General features: G+C 43.2%; 18 protein-coding genes. 2 read left to right on the forward strand and 16 right to left on the reverse strand.

Annotated elements, in window-relative coordinates:
- The first annotated feature begins 17 nt into the window (after positions 1-17).
- Positions 18-935, forward strand: coding sequence for a diacylglycerol/lipid kinase family protein (locus V6M43_RS13095; RefSeq protein WP_332735947.1), 918 nt, complete (start codon positions 18-20; stop codon positions 933-935).
- Between the two features lie 12 nt (positions 936-947).
- Here the strand turns inward: V6M43_RS13095 and V6M43_RS13100 are convergent, their stop codons facing one another.
- The 13 genes from V6M43_RS13100 to V6M43_RS13160 form a co-directional block, all read right to left on the reverse strand.
- Complete coding sequence (locus V6M43_RS13100) at positions 948-3,206, reverse strand: patatin-like phospholipase family protein (RefSeq protein WP_332735949.1); 2,259 nt, start codon at positions 3,204-3,206, stop codon at positions 948-950.
- Between the two features lie 42 nt (positions 3,207-3,248).
- Complete coding sequence (locus V6M43_RS13105; RefSeq protein WP_332735951.1) at positions 3,249-4,322, reverse strand: COX15/CtaA family protein; 1,074 nt, start codon at positions 4,320-4,322, stop codon at positions 3,249-3,251.
- 57 nt (positions 4,323-4,379) lie between these two features.
- A complete protein-coding gene (locus V6M43_RS13110; protein WP_332735952.1) occupies positions 4,380-5,213 on the reverse strand; it encodes a universal stress protein in 834 nt (277 codons plus the stop codon).
- Between the two features lie 74 nt (positions 5,214-5,287).
- Positions 5,288-6,487, reverse strand: a complete 1,200-nt coding sequence (locus tag V6M43_RS13115; protein ID WP_332735953.1) for an NAD(P)/FAD-dependent oxidoreductase — start codon at positions 6,485-6,487, stop codon at positions 5,288-5,290.
- 115 nt (positions 6,488-6,602) lie between these two features.
- Positions 6,603-7,850: an MFS transporter gene (locus tag V6M43_RS13120; RefSeq protein WP_332735954.1), complete on the reverse strand. Its 1,248-nt coding sequence runs from the start codon at positions 7,848-7,850 to the stop codon at positions 6,603-6,605.
- Positions 7,851-7,852: 2 nt separating this feature from the next.
- A complete protein-coding gene (locus V6M43_RS13125; protein WP_039130633.1) occupies positions 7,853-8,371 on the reverse strand; it encodes a DUF6691 family protein in 519 nt (172 codons plus the stop codon).
- A 14-nt stretch (positions 8,372-8,385) separates the two neighbouring features.
- Entirely contained in the window at positions 8,386-8,955 is a 570-nt protein-coding gene (locus V6M43_RS13130; protein WP_332735955.1) for a YeeE/YedE family protein, read from the reverse strand.
- A gap of 52 nt (positions 8,956-9,007) precedes the next feature.
- A complete protein-coding gene (trxA, locus tag V6M43_RS13135; RefSeq protein WP_332735956.1) occupies positions 9,008-9,304 on the reverse strand; it encodes a thioredoxin in 297 nt (98 codons plus the stop codon).
- Between the two features lie 3 nt (positions 9,305-9,307).
- Positions 9,308-9,559, reverse strand: coding sequence for a hypothetical protein (locus V6M43_RS13140; protein ID WP_332735957.1), 252 nt, complete (start codon positions 9,557-9,559; stop codon positions 9,308-9,310).
- 1 nt (position 9,560) lies between these two features.
- Positions 9,561-9,866 carry a rhodanese-like domain-containing protein gene (locus V6M43_RS13145; protein ID WP_332735958.1) on the reverse strand — a complete coding sequence of 102 codons (306 nt, stop codon included), beginning with the start codon at positions 9,864-9,866 and terminating at the stop codon, positions 9,561-9,563.
- A gap of 1 nt (position 9,867) precedes the next feature.
- A complete protein-coding gene (locus V6M43_RS13150) occupies positions 9,868-10,152 on the reverse strand; it encodes a rhodanese-like domain-containing protein (RefSeq protein ID WP_332735959.1) in 285 nt (94 codons plus the stop codon).
- 21 nt (positions 10,153-10,173) lie between these two features.
- Positions 10,174-11,589 carry an MBL fold metallo-hydrolase gene (locus V6M43_RS13155; RefSeq protein ID WP_332735960.1) on the reverse strand — a complete coding sequence of 472 codons (1,416 nt, stop codon included), beginning with the start codon at positions 11,587-11,589 and terminating at the stop codon, positions 10,174-10,176.
- Positions 11,590-11,704: 115 nt separating this feature from the next.
- The gene (locus tag V6M43_RS13160) at positions 11,705-12,346 is read right to left on the reverse strand and encodes a Crp/Fnr family transcriptional regulator (RefSeq protein ID WP_332735961.1); all 642 of its coding nucleotides are present in this window, start codon (positions 12,344-12,346) and stop codon (positions 11,705-11,707) included.
- A gap of 23 nt (positions 12,347-12,369) precedes the next feature.
- Here V6M43_RS13160 and V6M43_RS13165 point away from each other — a divergent pair, with 23 nt between their 5' ends.
- Positions 12,370-13,029 (forward strand): ribonuclease HII, encoded by a 660-nt coding sequence (locus tag V6M43_RS13165; protein ID WP_332735962.1) that lies wholly within the window; start codon positions 12,370-12,372, stop codon positions 13,027-13,029.
- On the opposite strand, the gene V6M43_RS13170 is transcribed toward V6M43_RS13165, so the two are convergent.
- From V6M43_RS13170 to V6M43_RS13180, 3 genes are all read right to left on the reverse strand, one after another.
- Positions 13,024-13,620, reverse strand: coding sequence for a GNAT family N-acetyltransferase (locus V6M43_RS13170; protein WP_332735963.1), 597 nt, complete (start codon positions 13,618-13,620; stop codon positions 13,024-13,026). The two genes, V6M43_RS13165 and V6M43_RS13170, sit on opposite strands and share 6 nt — an antisense overlap.
- A gap of 3 nt (positions 13,621-13,623) precedes the next feature.
- Positions 13,624-14,238, reverse strand: coding sequence for an L-threonylcarbamoyladenylate synthase (locus V6M43_RS13175; RefSeq protein ID WP_332735964.1), 615 nt, complete (start codon positions 14,236-14,238; stop codon positions 13,624-13,626).
- 410 nt (positions 14,239-14,648) lie between these two features.
- The gene (locus tag V6M43_RS13180) at positions 14,649-15,686 is read right to left on the reverse strand and encodes a 2-oxoacid:ferredoxin oxidoreductase subunit beta (RefSeq protein WP_332735965.1); all 1,038 of its coding nucleotides are present in this window, start codon (positions 15,684-15,686) and stop codon (positions 14,649-14,651) included.
- Between the last annotated feature and the right edge of the window lie 31 nt (positions 15,687-15,717).

A 15,717-nucleotide genomic window follows, 5' to 3' on the forward strand; every position in this document is an offset into this window, starting at 1 on the left:
GGCCAATAAGAATGCCAATGCCAACAACCATTGCAGATAAAAAATTTATTTTCCTCGTCAACCCTATTTCAGGTACTAAGCCTAAAACCGATCTGGGTGATAAAATATTAAAGGGTGCTGCCCTGGCAGGTGCGCATGCCATAATACTACCAACAGTAGACGGTGGTGATTACCAGTTTGTACGTCAAAAGATTGAAGAAGAGAACTATACAGACGTAGTGATATGCGGTGGTGATGGTACGGTGAACCAGGTAGTGGATAATCTTAGAAATATGAATGTACGGTTTGGTATCATTCCACTTGGTTCGGGAAATGGACTTGCTTATTCTGCGGGAATACCAAAATCAATAAATAAAGCCATTGAACTTGCCTTTTCAGGCAAGGCCAGATACATTGATGCATTCATGGTGAATGATCAGTTTGCCTGTATGCTATGCGGGCTTGGTTTTGATGCTAAAGTGGCACATGATTTTGCACAACAACCTTCCCGTGGATTATTAACATATACACAGCAAACACTTAAGAATTTTTTTACCGCCAACTCCTATCATTTTGACCTGGTTGTAAATGACCATGTAATCCAGACAGATGCATTTTTCATAAGCATTGCCAATAGTAACCAGTTTGGAAACCAGTTCACCATTGCCCCCAAGGCAAGCCTGAATGATGGGTTACTTGATATTGTTGTAGTTCCGAAGATGAATAAGGCCATACTTCCATTCGCACTCATACAACAGGTGAGTGCAGGACAATTTACCGGGGTAAAAGAAGAAGCAGAAGGAACTATTCAGTATTTCCAGACTCCAAAACTTCAACTTCGCAATCGCGACGGTGCACCCTTGCATATTGATGGAGAACCAAAAGAAACCTGTGAATACCTGAATATTAAAGTTCTGCCTCGTTGTTTTTCGCTTATACAACCCGTCATAAGCTAAATAAAATCAAGGTCATTTTTCTGATAACTGCATACCAGCGGAATCATGCTTAACAAGGCCCTGGAAGATTCGAAAGCTTTCCCTGTTATAAGTATTGCCCAACGCATTGCGTATGTCCTGTTTCTCCCTTTGAGTAAGATGAAAATTAAGGGCTGCTTTCATGTCTTCTTTTTCGGGCAAATATTGGAAACTTACCCGTTGCAGCTTCCCTCCCATCATTGCAGCAGTATAGCTAAGATTATCGAATTGATTATACTGTTGCATCTTGTACCAGTTGTATTGTAACAGAAGCATAGGTTTTGTAACGATCTCCGAAATGTCTTTAGATTCAAATGGATACTCCCAGCCGCCGCCCTTTCTGTCATTGATCTGTAACAATACTACTCCACTTGTATTATTCTGTATCCACTCGCGGAATACAAATGTGAATCGCAATGCCAGTTCCATTCCATAGTTATCTCTCAAGCCGGCATCCATAACGTCGATCTTTGGTTCAGTTGGCAACCATACGTTGGGGAGAACGTAAGGAAATGTGGCATTCATCCTAAGCGCCGTGAGTAACCGAAGGTTCATGGGATCCTGCTTTGCAAAGAGGGCAGCAAAATCAATAGCATCCGGATCGGCTGCATCATGCATACTTGTATCGCCCCCGGGCCGCATCAAAAAACTAACCGGCAGTGTACTGAGCAGCATTTTCCTGCCATCACGGGTTATTACAGAATTGAATAGCATCAATGGGATACGAGCCTCGCGTTCATCCAGTGCAAGGTCACTCAATTCTTTATCGAGAAGGAAGCGCGTATTTATGTTAAGCTGCTGTTCAAAAGAATAAGCCCTGTCTTTCACATACTCATAATCCCCTACCCTGAATTTCTGAGCGGGGGCTGCAAGGTCGCGCGCAACAAAGGAAGAAAAAATCGGATTCAACAAATCTTTTGAAATATCATCAACATATTTATTATCCAACAGATCAATGGGCTTGCCCAATGCCCGTTGCTGCGACAAAGCCCTGAAATAAGCAGCCCCCAGCATGCCACCAGAAGCTCCCGTTATCATAAAGGTTTGCTGCATGAATTGTCCGCCACTCAAACTATCCAGTTTTTGCATCACTCCCATGGTAAACGTGGCGCTTCTTGTTCCTCCACCACTAACATTCACAAGATATAGATAGGGTTTTTCTACTCCCTGCTTTGCCTTCCATTTTTCAAGTACTGATAACATAACCGCCTTATCAGCAGTGATTTTAGCGGGACTGGTCAGTTGCCTGAGATTTTCAGGATCATAGGCTGCACGTGGAATGGACTTGCCATAATCCAGACCATATGCTTTATTAGTTGGATCGATTATACCGTTACGATAGAGAAAGTTCAATACCAGTATCACTATAACGGCAAAGGGTACACTCCAGCTTTGAAGGAAATAGGAAAAGGCCCCCACTACGGCAACCAATATCGCCAGAAACAAGGTGATACTAGCTGCAGCAGGCAACTGGAACACTTCGTAATCGAGCAGAAAACCAACTACCATCAGGAAAACGAAAGCTATGAATATGGAGAGTACAGCTGCAAAATGATGACGATTAAAAATATTCTCCAGGAAGTCCTTACTATAGTGTGAAACATTTCTTACAGCCCGGGGCTCAAATCGGCCGCTTAAGTAGGTAGTCACTTTAATCAGCCTGCTTCCTCCACTATTGAGTACTATATGTGGTTTCAGTCCCCGGTGAAAGGGAAGTGGAGATGGGTCGAGATTAATCATATTGCGTGCAATATGAATATCAGCACCAAAAAAATATCCGAAAGATATCAGTACTATAATGACCAGCCCAATCAGAAATCCGGAAATCAGCATGAGCACTTCGCCCCAGCCCAGGAGTTCTTTGTTGATTTCAAAATCTACCGCCCTTACAAAATAAAAAACAAGGAAAAGAACTGGTATCACTGCATTATTAATACAGTATTTTAAAAATGGTCGGGTGGTAGTAGCAAGAAAACGGAAATGCCGGCTGAAAAGGATAAAGGTGGTAATGTTCCAGCTCATAATGAAGATGCCAATAGTAACACCAACAATTCCTGCACTTACAGTATTGACCTTGCCAAGGTATTCGGGTGAGAGATAAAGGGAATTGACGCCATATGCCGCCATAAAACTTCCATTAACGGCACCAAATAAAACCATCCAGAATAACAGCAACACCTGGAACTTCTTAAAATGAAGCAGGATGAGCTGAACCGGGAAAGAATAAAATATGGCTTTCAGTCGCGGCTTCATACTTGTCAAGTTACATCTATAAACGTGTAGACAAGACCGAAATTATGCCTGCTGCCTCGGTTTATGGAAAAGATAAAGAAGGCTTACCATGGAAAGCAACAATATCATGGCCACTATCTGGTGAAGCTGGGCCATCCACTCAAAATTACCCCAATGATTTGGGATGATATCTTTACTTGTAAGAACAGAAAATATGCCCATCAAAACCTGGATAACAGTAAGAATTAGCGGGAACCGTTTCCATCGCCCTATTAGTGGTGTGATCTCTGCCTGGCTCATTTTCCGGTACCAGATGATTACTAGAATTACAATGAGATAAGCCAGATTACGATGAATGAAATGAATAGTAATCGGGTTATCAATGAAGTTTAGCAATAGAGGATTATCCTGCCAGATGGTGGGTGGTAGCCAGTCTCCGTTTATTGTTGGCCATGTGGGGGCCACGGTTGCTGCTCTATGACCTGCCATCAATGCACCATATATCAATTGTACCGTCATCAAAACAAGTAATACTATGGTCAATTTTCTAATTGGGGGGGATGAAATTCTCTGTTGTGCAGGAACCAGTAATTGAAGTGCAAACCACCAGGTGTAGCAGAGTAATAACAAAGCCAGAATAAAGTGAAGGGCCAGTCGGGTTGGTTTAACATAAACAGCATCTCCTGTTAAACCACTCGCAACCATGATCCAACCTACTGCTCCCTGAATAGCACCAAGAATAAAGAGTACCAACAAAGGATTAACCATATCCTTGCGGAGGTATTTTTTTGCGGTCAGCCAAATGAAGCCCACAAGGAATACGATTCCTATTAGCCTTGCCCAAACTCGGTGAAACCATTCCCAGAAATAAATAAACTTAAAATCCGAAAGGGTAAAATCGGTGTTTAGCAGGCGGTATTGAGGGGTTTCCTGGTATTTCCTGAACTCTGCTAACCAGTTTGCTTCATTCAAAGGAGGAAAGCTGCCGGTTACCACTTCCCATTCAGTTATCGACAAACCCGAGCCTGTAAGCCTTGTGATACCTCCTAATATCACCTGAACAATGATCATAACCACCCCAATTATCAACCAGGTAGCTACTGCCCGGTTACCCTTCGTGTGCTGCTGCGTTTCCATAAGGATGCAAAAATAGGGAGATGTTTGAAGTTTGTAACCGGGTGTTGAAGCAGCGTCTTACTTATGTTTAGTTGGAAGTGCCAGTAAGGGAATACGGATACCATCAGCCACTTTGGAAGTGATGCTGTAATTGAAAAGCTTTTCCAATACTGTACGTTCATGAACAAACATCAGCAATGCGGCTTCTTTGCGTTCAGCTGTGAACTGTACCAGGTTCTTCCACATGGGCAGGTCATTCTTTTTTTCCACCAGGTGGGCCTTTATTCCAGGAAATTCCAGTATGGCTTTATCGAGTTCTTCCTGGTCGGCGGAGGGCAGGGAAGTCATAGTCACTACTTCTGCTTCCGCATGTAACCAGTTGGCCCATTTTATAATTTGAGGGGCTAGTGTAGTCAACTCTTTCAGGCTTACAGCCGCGATCAATTCCTTAAACCGTACCGGGTTCCAATGAGGGGGAACAGCCATAACAGGGAACAACGCATGATTGATCATGGTGGCTGTATTGGAACCCCAGAATCTTTCCATTGCATTTGTTGCACCATGGGTGCCCATTATAATAATGTCTGACCGCTCCAGCAACATATGGTTGATGATACCACCATTTATCATCACACTTTCCTTCACAAGGGTAGTTACTTCAAGTTTGTTACGACCCCCGCAACAGGCTTCCATTTTATCAAATACAAGTTCTGATAAACGGGTATGTATAGCACCAAGATCAACATGATGGGGATCAATATTCCACTCCTTCGGATAATCATGCGCTGCTTTAAAATTCAGGATATGTAAAACTTCAACATTCAGGCCTTTGCCATCAGCAATATAAAATGCCTGCTCCAATGCAGCAATCGCATTGGGGGAAAAATCAAAAGGGACTAATATATTCGCCATAGTGCTGCTTTTAAAAATTCATCCCACAGCGGGTACTGCAGGATGAACTTAACAACAAGATACGCAAGAAATGCTTAAGCAGTTCCCTTTAAAATTTTATTCCAATACAACCAGGGAAGTATATAACGTTTAAGTATCCACATGCTCCAACGAGGCTTCGACTGGTCAAAAGGAAATGTTTCCATAACCTTATTATCATAACCGAATTCTGCAAGAATCAATTTACCATATCCTACTACCAGAGGGCAGCTTCCATATCCGCTGTATGCAGCAGGCATTTGCTGTCCATCTATTAATGCAAGAAGATTTTTGACAACCACCGGAGCCTGCTTCCTGACAGCTGCACCAGTTTTAGAATTGGGTGCACTCATCGCATCACCAATTCCGAAAATATTTTTATAGCGTGTATGCTGAAGCGTGAATTTGTCAACTTCAACCCATCCCCCTGCATCGGCAAGGGGACTTGCTTTCACGAAATCAGGAGCGCTCTGTGGCGGAACAACGTGGATCATGTCAAAATGTTTTTCCACCATGCTTACAACACCTTCCCCATCAACCACTTTGAAAGTCGCAGTTTTCTGGTCACCGTTTACTGCAACAAGATCATGTTTGAAATTAAGTTTTATGCCATATTCATTAACCTTCTTCATGAGTTCATCTGCATATTTTTTTATGCCGAAAATCACACCCCCTGCAGTAACGAATTCTACATTCACTTTGCCCTGAAGGCCATGCTTACGCAGATAATCAGCCGCCAGATACATGATCTTCTGTGGGGCTCCACCACATTTCACAGCTGTACCCGGACTGGTAAATAGAGCTGTTTGGCCAGGTTTTAATTGTTGCAGACACTCATAAGTATAAGTGGCGTAGTCAACTGAATAATTACTTGTAACTCCATTTCGGCCGAGGGTTTGTTTCAGGCCCTCAATATCTTTCCAGTTCAGTTGGATTCCAGGGGCAACAATGAGGTAATCATAGGTGATTTCAGCTCCGCTTTTTGTAGTTACCTGGTTTATTTCAGGCTGGAAACTTTCTGCCGCATCACGGATCCATTTTACTTTATCCGGCATCACCGATGACTCTGAACGGATAGTATCATGAATATTGAATACACCTGCCCCTACAAGGGTCCAGGCGGGCTGGTAATAATGTTTATCAGATGGCTCAATGATGGCGATTTCCAGATTGGAACGCTTCCGCAGCAATTGGGCTGCTACTGAAATTCCGGCGTTTCCGCCGCCAATTATAAGAACCTGATAATGCTGAGACATAACAATAAAATTTATATGTCAAAGGTAGTCCTGGTGCCAGGCGCCCTTCGTGATAACTGTCACTTAAGGGTATGATATTAACCATGATAAATATCAGCCGGGATGGCAACTGAGATCAGTATATTTCAAGACATGGCGTCTCCTTCCAGATCGTTTTGTTGGTGCAACACATCCGGAAATGACTTAGCAGGCCTGCAGCACCAGTAATAATAGCCACCAATATCAGGGTAGTGGGTATGCCAGCAAAAGCTGCAGTAAATCCGGCAACCAATGCACCGAAAACATAGCCGCTATCGCGCCAGAACCGGAAAATGCTCAATGAAGCCGCCCTTTGGGAAGGGTGGCTGTGGTTGGCGATCATTGATAGGAAATTAGGGTAAACGAGTGCAGTACCCAGTCCCAATAATATCATACTGAGCGCAACAAGAAATGTAATTGGAGCGATCACTAGTATAAGAATACCGGTAGCCTGCATAAGCATGCCAGTGCTGATGAGTTGCTTTTTGCAATGCGTATCACCCAATTTGCCTGTGAAAAGTTGGGCCAATCCCCATACGGCCGGATATAAACCGGCAAGCATACCAGTTTCAGTAAGGCTGAATCCTTTATTGATTAGTAACACTGGAAGCAAGCCCCATATAACCCCATCATTCATATTATTGACAAGACCATTTATGGTAACAGTTCCTATGGTCTTATGCCTGTAGCTGGTATCTATAAAAACGTTCTCCAGCAATGGTATCCTGCTTTCTACCGATTCCTTTTTCACATGATGGCCCGTATCACGAATCCATATCAGGGTTATAAGCAGCCCAAGGAAAGAAAATATTATCCCCGGTATGAAGGGTGCAGTTTGATAGCCATATTCAGTAGCGAGCCAACTGGCCAGGTATGCAGCCAATCCTACTGATACATATCCCGCAAATTCATTGATACCCATTGCAAGGCCCCGGTTTTTCTCTCCCACAAGGTCAACTTTCATAATAACGGTAGAAGACCATGCCAGCCCCTGGTTGAGTCCCAGCAGGATGTTTGCCACCACCACCATACTCCAGCTTTCCGCATAAATGAGCAGGAATGGAACGGGAATGGCCAGCAGCCAGCCCGCTACCAGCAGCATCTTTCGGCTATACTTTTTGCTAAGTGATGCCATAGCCAGATTGGCAAATGCTTTTGCTATTCCGAAGGCGCCAATGAATGAAAGCAAGACCACCTGGCCCTGCTTTTGAAAAACTGTTTCAGCGAAACCCGGCATCACGGCTCTCTCAAGACCAATCATGGCGCCTACAAATGCATTCACCAGAACCAGTAAACTGAATTGCTGCCAGTTTTGTCTTAAGCCATGCCGGATTTCAATTGACATAATTAGTGGGGTAATTTATCACGAAACTTTCCATAAATCCAGGTACCAGCAATTGCACTAATAAGTGTAACAATAATTACTGTTGCGCCTGTTCCGATTTGTGCAAATAGTGGTCCGGGACAAGCACCTGTTATTGCCCAGCCGAAACCAAAAATCAAGCCTCCATAGATCTGTCCCTTGTTGAATTTCTTATCATGGAACTCTATCTTTTCACCATGTATGGTTTTAATATTAAACCGCTTGATAATAAAAATGGAGAGCATACCAACTGCAATGGCAGATCCGATGACACCATACATATGAAAACTCTGAAGCCGGAACATTTCCTGTATTCTGAACCAGGAGATCACTTCAGCTTTTGTAAACACAATTCCGAAAATAACTCCAAGTACGAGATACTTAATATTGCTGTACCAGGGTTCTTGCCTTTTCGTATCATTGACGCACATGGTATCAAGAGAACGAACTTCAAAATCAGTATTAGGTGTTTTTGCTTCTACAAATGTTGTATTAGTTGACATAATAAATTACTGGGTTAAAGTGAAAGAATGTAGGGAAGTACAAGGTTTGCCATGATAAATCCACCTGCCATAAAACAACAGGTGGCTATTACAGAAGGCATTTGAAGGTTACTAATTCCCATGATTGCATGGCCTGATGTACAACCACCGGCATACCTTGTTCCAAAACCAACAAGTAGTCCGCCCACTACCATCATAATGAACCCTCTTAAAGTAAATAGTGCCGGCCAGTTGAATACATCAACCGGAACAAGCCCGGTATAATTAGTGATACCATAACCCGATAATTCACTGGCAAGATTGGCATGCACTTGTATTGGCTCCGGGTTCCATAAGAAGGCTGCAGTGAGAATGCCTCCCAGCAGGATGCCTACTACAAAAAACATATTCCAGAGTTCTTTCTTCCAGTCATACTGAAAGAAGGGAATTTTGGAGGGAAAACATGCTGCACAAACATGGCGTAGGGAAGAAGAGATGCCAAAAGATTTGTTACCCATTATCAGTAGTGTAGGAACGGTTAATCCAATGAGGGGTCCGGCTACATACCAGGGCCATGGTTGTTTGATCCATTCTATAAAATTCATATTGTATTTGTTTGAAGTTTGTAGCTTAATATTTTTAATGCGCTGTTTTTTCTTATTTGTATTTCTCCAGTACCTGTTCAAGTTGTTTTGCAGGAACCACTCCACTCTGTCGCCATTTTACCTGCCCATTTTGAAATACCATAAGAGTAGGAACGCCCTGGATTCCAAACTGCCTTGCAGCTTCAGGATTCTTGTCAACATCAACTTTAATGATGGTTACTGCACTGCCCACACTTTCTTTAACATTCTTCAGTATGGGGGTCATCATTTTACAGGGACCGCACCATTCTGCAAAGAAGTCAACCAGCACCGGCTTTTCTGATTGTATTATTTCCTGAAAGGTTGCCATTGATTATTGTTTATCACTTTTTATTTCTTCATATTGAACAATCTCATCTTTACCGCTTTTGGTATTGCTGCGCGGCGCAGCACATACGCCACCGGCACAGCAACCAATATTAAATATTGACATACCAAGGAGAAATATCCCTGCAAGTGCCAACAAGGGCTCCTTTTCGATTACCGATTGCACTAGTGCATAAGCACCTATAGCAAAACGAAGCCAGCGCATCCAATTCCATCCCGTCAAAATTGTTTCTCTCATGCTAAACTTTTTGTTTAAGTGATATCCATGCGCCTCCGTTATATGCTTCAATCCCTGCCTGCTTTAACTGTGCAACAGCAACACCACTTCGTGCACCTGATCTGCAAACAGCTATTATTGGTTGTGATTTCTTCTTCAGAACCGGCAGTTGCGCTTTCAATGAGTCAAGCGGAATATTCAATGAATCTTCTAAATGTCCAGCCATGTATTCGGCGGGGGTGCGTACATCAATGATAACCGCACCTTTAGCTCTTAAAGCCTTAAAATCAGTTCCTGAACCGAACATCTTTTTTAAAAAATCAAACATATCAGTTCTTTAATGATTGAGCCATATCTTCCAATCCTCCTCCATTATACACTTCCAACACGCCGAGTTGTTTAAGTATAGCCTGTGCAATACCAGACCGGTTGCCCGAACGGCAATACAAGATCAATGGCTTTGACATAGACCCTAATTCATCTGCACGTTGCTGTACCTGGTCAAGAGGTATGTTGATGGCCCCTGGGTGATGCGACAAATTAAATTCCTCCTCACTGCGAACATCAACCACAGTCGCATTCTGATCTCTTAATAATTCCTTTATTGTTTTCATTCCGATAGTTCGATTAAATTTTTAAAGCAATGTTGAGGGGCATACATAATCAGTTACTGCAAACTTTCCTGTTTCTTTTAGTTCTTTGAATCCCCCCTTAACATCTATCAGGTTATCATATCCACGAGCGCGAAGAATTGAATTAAAAATCATTGACCGATACCCTCCGGCACAATGAACATAGTATTGCTTATTTTTATCTACCTGCAGCATGCTTTCATTGACGAAATCGAGTGGTGCGTTTTCTGCATCAGCGAGGTGTTCGCTTTGGAACTCACTATTCTTTCTAACATCAAGGATATTTATTTTTTCTCTTCCTGCTATTTCAGCGAGCTCTTCCGCAGTTACAGATTTTATACTATCATATTCCTTACCAGCCTTGAGCCATGTTTCAAATCCACCTTCGAGGAATCCAATAGTATAATCATATCCTACGCGTGCAAGTCTTGTAACCACTTCTTCAACACGGTCGGGCTCAGATACGATCAATAACTCCTGTTTTACATCCGGTATTAATGCACCTACCCAGGGAGCGAAATTGCCGTCAATTCCAATATTGATTGAATTAGGAACAAAGCCTTTCGCAAATACCTGTGGATCACGCGTATCAAGGATAAGAGCGCCGGTTTCATTGGCTGCAACTTCAAATCCCTCAGCGCTAAACGCATGCTGTCCGCGTTTCAGTACCTCGTCTATACTATCATAGCCCTGCTTGTTCATCATTACATTGAGTGGGAAATAGGCTGGTGGAGGCATTAATCCGGTAGTAACTTCTTTCACAAATTCTTCCCTGGTCATATTTGCCCTGAGAGCATAATTACTAGCTTTCTGGTGACCTAATGTGTCAGTAGTTTCCTTACTCATATTCTTACCACATGCACTACCAGCGCCATGGGCGGGATAAACAATGATATCATCAGCCAAAGGCATAATCTTATTACGAAGTGAATCATAAAGGGTCTCCGCAAGTTGCTCCTGCGTCATATGAGCGGCTTTCTGTGCAAGATCAGGTCTTCCAACATCGCCAATGAATAGCGTATCACCCGAAAAAAGTCCAATATCTTTCCCAGACTCACCTCTTAATAGATATGAGCAGCTTTCCATGGTGTGGCCAGGAGTATGTAAAACAACAAAACTCAGCTTGCCCACCTTAAAAACTTCGCCGTCATAGGCAATATGTGCCTCAAAGCTTGGGCTAGCCGTGGGACCATAAACAATAGGTGCTCCTGTTTTCCGGGAGAGATCAAGATGACCACTCACAAAATCAGCGTGAAAATGGGTCTCAAAAACATACTTGATCTTAGCGCCATCCTTTTCTGCACGATCAATATAGGGCTGCACTTCGCGAAGCGGGTCTATCACAACAGCTTCGCCATCGCTCTCCACATAATAGGCACCCTGTGCCAGGCATCCGGTATAAATTTGTTCAATTTTCATACTGAAAGTGTTTTAGCATTTGATATGGCAAAATTGCATTGGATATACAGGGTTATCTATGACTTTTGTCACATAATATGGCGGAGGGTCGGTAGAGTGGGTTGAAATCATCAGATCATATCGATCCCAGGCTGATAATCTCAATAGCATTGCGGTGAAGACGCACCTTTCCCAATTGTTCCATTTTCTTGAGCAAACGGGAAATAACTTCCCTTGAAGAATTTAGCTCATCTGCAATTTCCTGATGGCTGAGATGTACAATATTGTCCTTAAGTGTTTGCTGGTGTTTAATCAGATAGAATTCCAGCCTTTCATCCATTGCCCGGAATGCGATGTGATCAATGGTAACCAGTAATTCCTCAAATCTGGATCTATAGGTCTCCAGCACAAAATGATACCATGATTTATACTTACTCATGAATTCGTCCATATAAGAAAGTGGTATGGCAATTACTTCAGTATCCTTAACTGCCTTGGCCATTATCTCACTGGTTTCACGTTTGGCTGCACAAACCATGCTGAGTGCACATGCCTGACCAGGTTTCAGATAATACATGAAGTATTCATTACCTGCATCATCCTCCCGGTAAACTTTCACAAGCCCATCAATTATCAGCATTGTACTTCTGAAATATTGCCCGGTTCGCATCATTTGTTCGCCAGCCCGGAAAGTTCGGATCTCACTATTCTTCTGGATATCCTCCTTCAGTGCTTCTTCAAAATCAGGGAAGGTTTGGTCAATGGCGGTAGTTGACATTTGTGGACAGTTTTTGCGTGTCAATGAAATTACAACAAAAGATTCTTTCTACATTTGAGCGCAAGATGGCACTCAAAAAGTACTACCAGGATCAACTGCTCGAAGCGGGCTGCGATGAAGCAGGAAGGGGCTGTTATGCAGGCCCGGTTTTTGCCGCGGCGGTTATACTTCCCCGTGATTTCAGACATCCCCTCCTTAATGATTCAAAGCAGGTAAAGGAAGAGCAACGGTATATGCTCCGGGAAGTAATTGAAAAGAAAGCCATTGCATATTCTGTAGCGTCAGTGTGCGAAGAGGAAATTGACCGCATCAATATTCTTCAGGCCTCCTGGCTTGCCATGCACCGGGCCATTGAAGCATTACAGATCACACCCGGACTTTTATTGATTGACGGCAATATGTTCAGGCCATATGGCAGCCTTCCGCATCATTGTATTGTAAAGGGGGATGCCACCTATACTTCCATTGCCGCAGCAAGCATTCTGGCTAAGACCTATCGCGATGACCATATGATACGGCTGCATGAGCAGTTCCCTTCTTACAATTGGAAACAGAATAAGGGATATGGAACACCAGAACATCGAATGGCAATTGAATCTCATGGCCTTTGTTCTTACCACCGCAGAAGTTTTAATATACTTCCGGTTCAGAAAGAATTTTGTTTTGAGGGATTATCATCATAACATTTCGAGCAACCTACTGCGCATCGCAGGCCATTCGGATTTTATCACACTATAATACACCGAATCACGTCTTCGCCCCCCTGGCATGCTCATGTGACTACGCAATGTTCCTTCTTCTACAAGTCCAAGTTTTTTCATTGCTGCCCTCGACCGAAGATTTAATGCATCCGTTTTTAGTTCAACTCTTTCAAATTCAAGGGTATCAAAGGCATATTGCATCAGCAGGAACTTGCAATGAATATTGATACCCGTTCCACGAAATGCATCCCCATACCAGGTCCACCCGATCTCTACTCTTTTGTCGGGGAATGAAATATTTCCCAGGCTTGTACTCCCGCAAATAGTGTCTTTATCTTTTAAAGTCACAACAAAGGGAAATCTGATTCTTTGCTGGTAATGGCCCATCGCCTCTTCAATCCACCCATCCATTCCATCCCTTTCATTCAGATAACGGGTGAACCAGGTAAAAAGGGACGGTTCCTGTGCTATAGTAAAAAGTCTTTCAGCATCGTCATCTTCAAGTTTACGCAACAATACCCGCTCGGTCATAAGCACGAGGGAAGGAGGAAAGTATGTTTCGAAGTTTTGCATGAATTATTCTGTTTCTTCCCAAACACCTGCACCCTGCCTGAGCACTACCGGGGGTTCCTGGGTGCAATCTATAATTGTGGAAGGTATCCATCCGCCAATTCCACCATCCACAACCATGTCAACAAGGTTGCCAAAGTTTTCCTGCATAAGTTCAGGATCAGTATACTCCTCGATCATCTCACCCGGCAAAGAGGCACTAAGGATAGGCCTTCCCAATTCTCTTATGATGGTTCGGGCGATATTATTTTCGGGTACCCGAAGGCCAATAGTGTCTTTCTTACTTTTCAGCAGTTTAGGCACTTCCTTACTTGCGGGCAGTATAAAAGTATAGGGGCCGGGCAAATGGCTTTTTAATATCCGGTAAAGGGGTGTGGATATGCTTTTCGTATACTGGCTCATGTCACTTAAGTCATAACAAATGAATGATAGTTGTGCCTTCTGGGGAGCCACCTGCTTGATGCGGCATATTCTTTCAATGGCCTTTGGCTGAAAAATATCACAGCCAATGCCATAAATGGTATCAGTGGGATAGATGATAACCCCACCTGCCCTCAGCGTCTCTATAATAGTATTGATAGCCCTGGGTTGTGGATTATCAGGATGCACGTGAATAAGCATGCCCTAAGTTAAGCATAAACAGGAAGGTTGAGCGGGAGGCTCACTATATTGAATAGGCCAGGTTTTCTTACGGACATAAAAAAAAGATAATTTATTTTTAATAACACTTGCAATATCAATAAACAGGTTATAAATTTACGCCATCACCTTTTCCTCTCCTGACCACTATCCAGTAAAAGCCATCCTGATCAAATCTTCCCTTTGAATTTTTAATTGATGTCCGCCTATGGCGTGATAACTTGTATTGATTAATTGAAAACCAATATATCACCTCTTTCTTTTTGTGGTTTCAGAGGTAAGCACAGGCCGGCGATCTCAATCGCTGGCATTTTTTTTAATGACTTCACAACACATAAAAAAAGGGCAAACAGGTAACTAACCTATTTGCCCAACCGATTTATATAAAAAAATTAGCTGATTGTCCAAACTTCCCTCCCCCTGAGGAGCTTATCAAGATCGCCCTTACCTCTCTGGGCAATGGTATCGTCAATCTGCATAGCCATTACATCTTCATAACAGGCTCGTTCAGTTTCAAAAAATACACCGAATGGCCTTGGCATATGTCCTTCAATTCTTGGATTGTCAAAGAGACGAACAAGCAATTGTGCTTTAAAGAAATCGCGTTCATCGTGAATCCAGCAATCATCAGCACTTTCGCCCTGGGTAAGATCTACAACTACGGGTTTCAATCCATCAAGCTTTATACCTTTCTCCTTATTAGCGCCGAAAAGCAGAGGTTTCCCCTGTTCCAGGAAAAGCCCATGTTCGGGTTTTGTTGATTTTTCGGTGAAGATCTCAAAGGCGCCATCATTGAAGATGTTGCAATTCTGGTAGATCTCCAGAAAAGACGACCCTCTGTGTTTATGGCTTCTTACCAGCATATCCTGCAGGTGTTTAGGGTCTCTGTCCATACTCCTCGCAATAAAGCTTGCATCGGCCCCCATAGCCAGTGCCAGCGGATTGAAAGGATGGTCGATTGACCCGAATGGAGTACTCTTGGTAATCTTTTGTTGTTCAGAGGTTGGAGAATATTGCCCCTTGGTCAATCCATATATCTGGTTATTGAAAAGCAGAATATTTACATCAAAGTTCCTGCGAAGAAGGTGAATGGTATGGTTACCGCCGATGCTTAGTCCGTCACCATCACCCGTTACGATCCACACGCTGAGTTCGGGGCGGGCAGCCTTTAATCCACTGGCAACCGCGGTTGCCCGGCCATGGATGGAATGCATCCCATACGTATTCATATAATAAGGGAAGCGACTGCTGCAGCCGATCCCTGATATGATCACAATATTTTCCCTGGGAACACCAATACCCGGCATGATCTTCTGAACCTGCGCAAGAATGGAGTAATCGCCACATCCGGGGCACCAGCGTACTTCCTGGTCAGTGGCAAAATCTTTGGCTGTCAGGGCAGGTGAGGGTGTTGCTTCAGTAGTACTCATAAAGTCAAATAATAAGCAAAGGTAGGGAGAA

This window comes from Flavihumibacter sp., assembly GCF_036676075.1.
Taxonomy (GTDB): Bacteria; Bacteroidota; Bacteroidia; order Chitinophagales; family Chitinophagaceae; genus Flavihumibacter.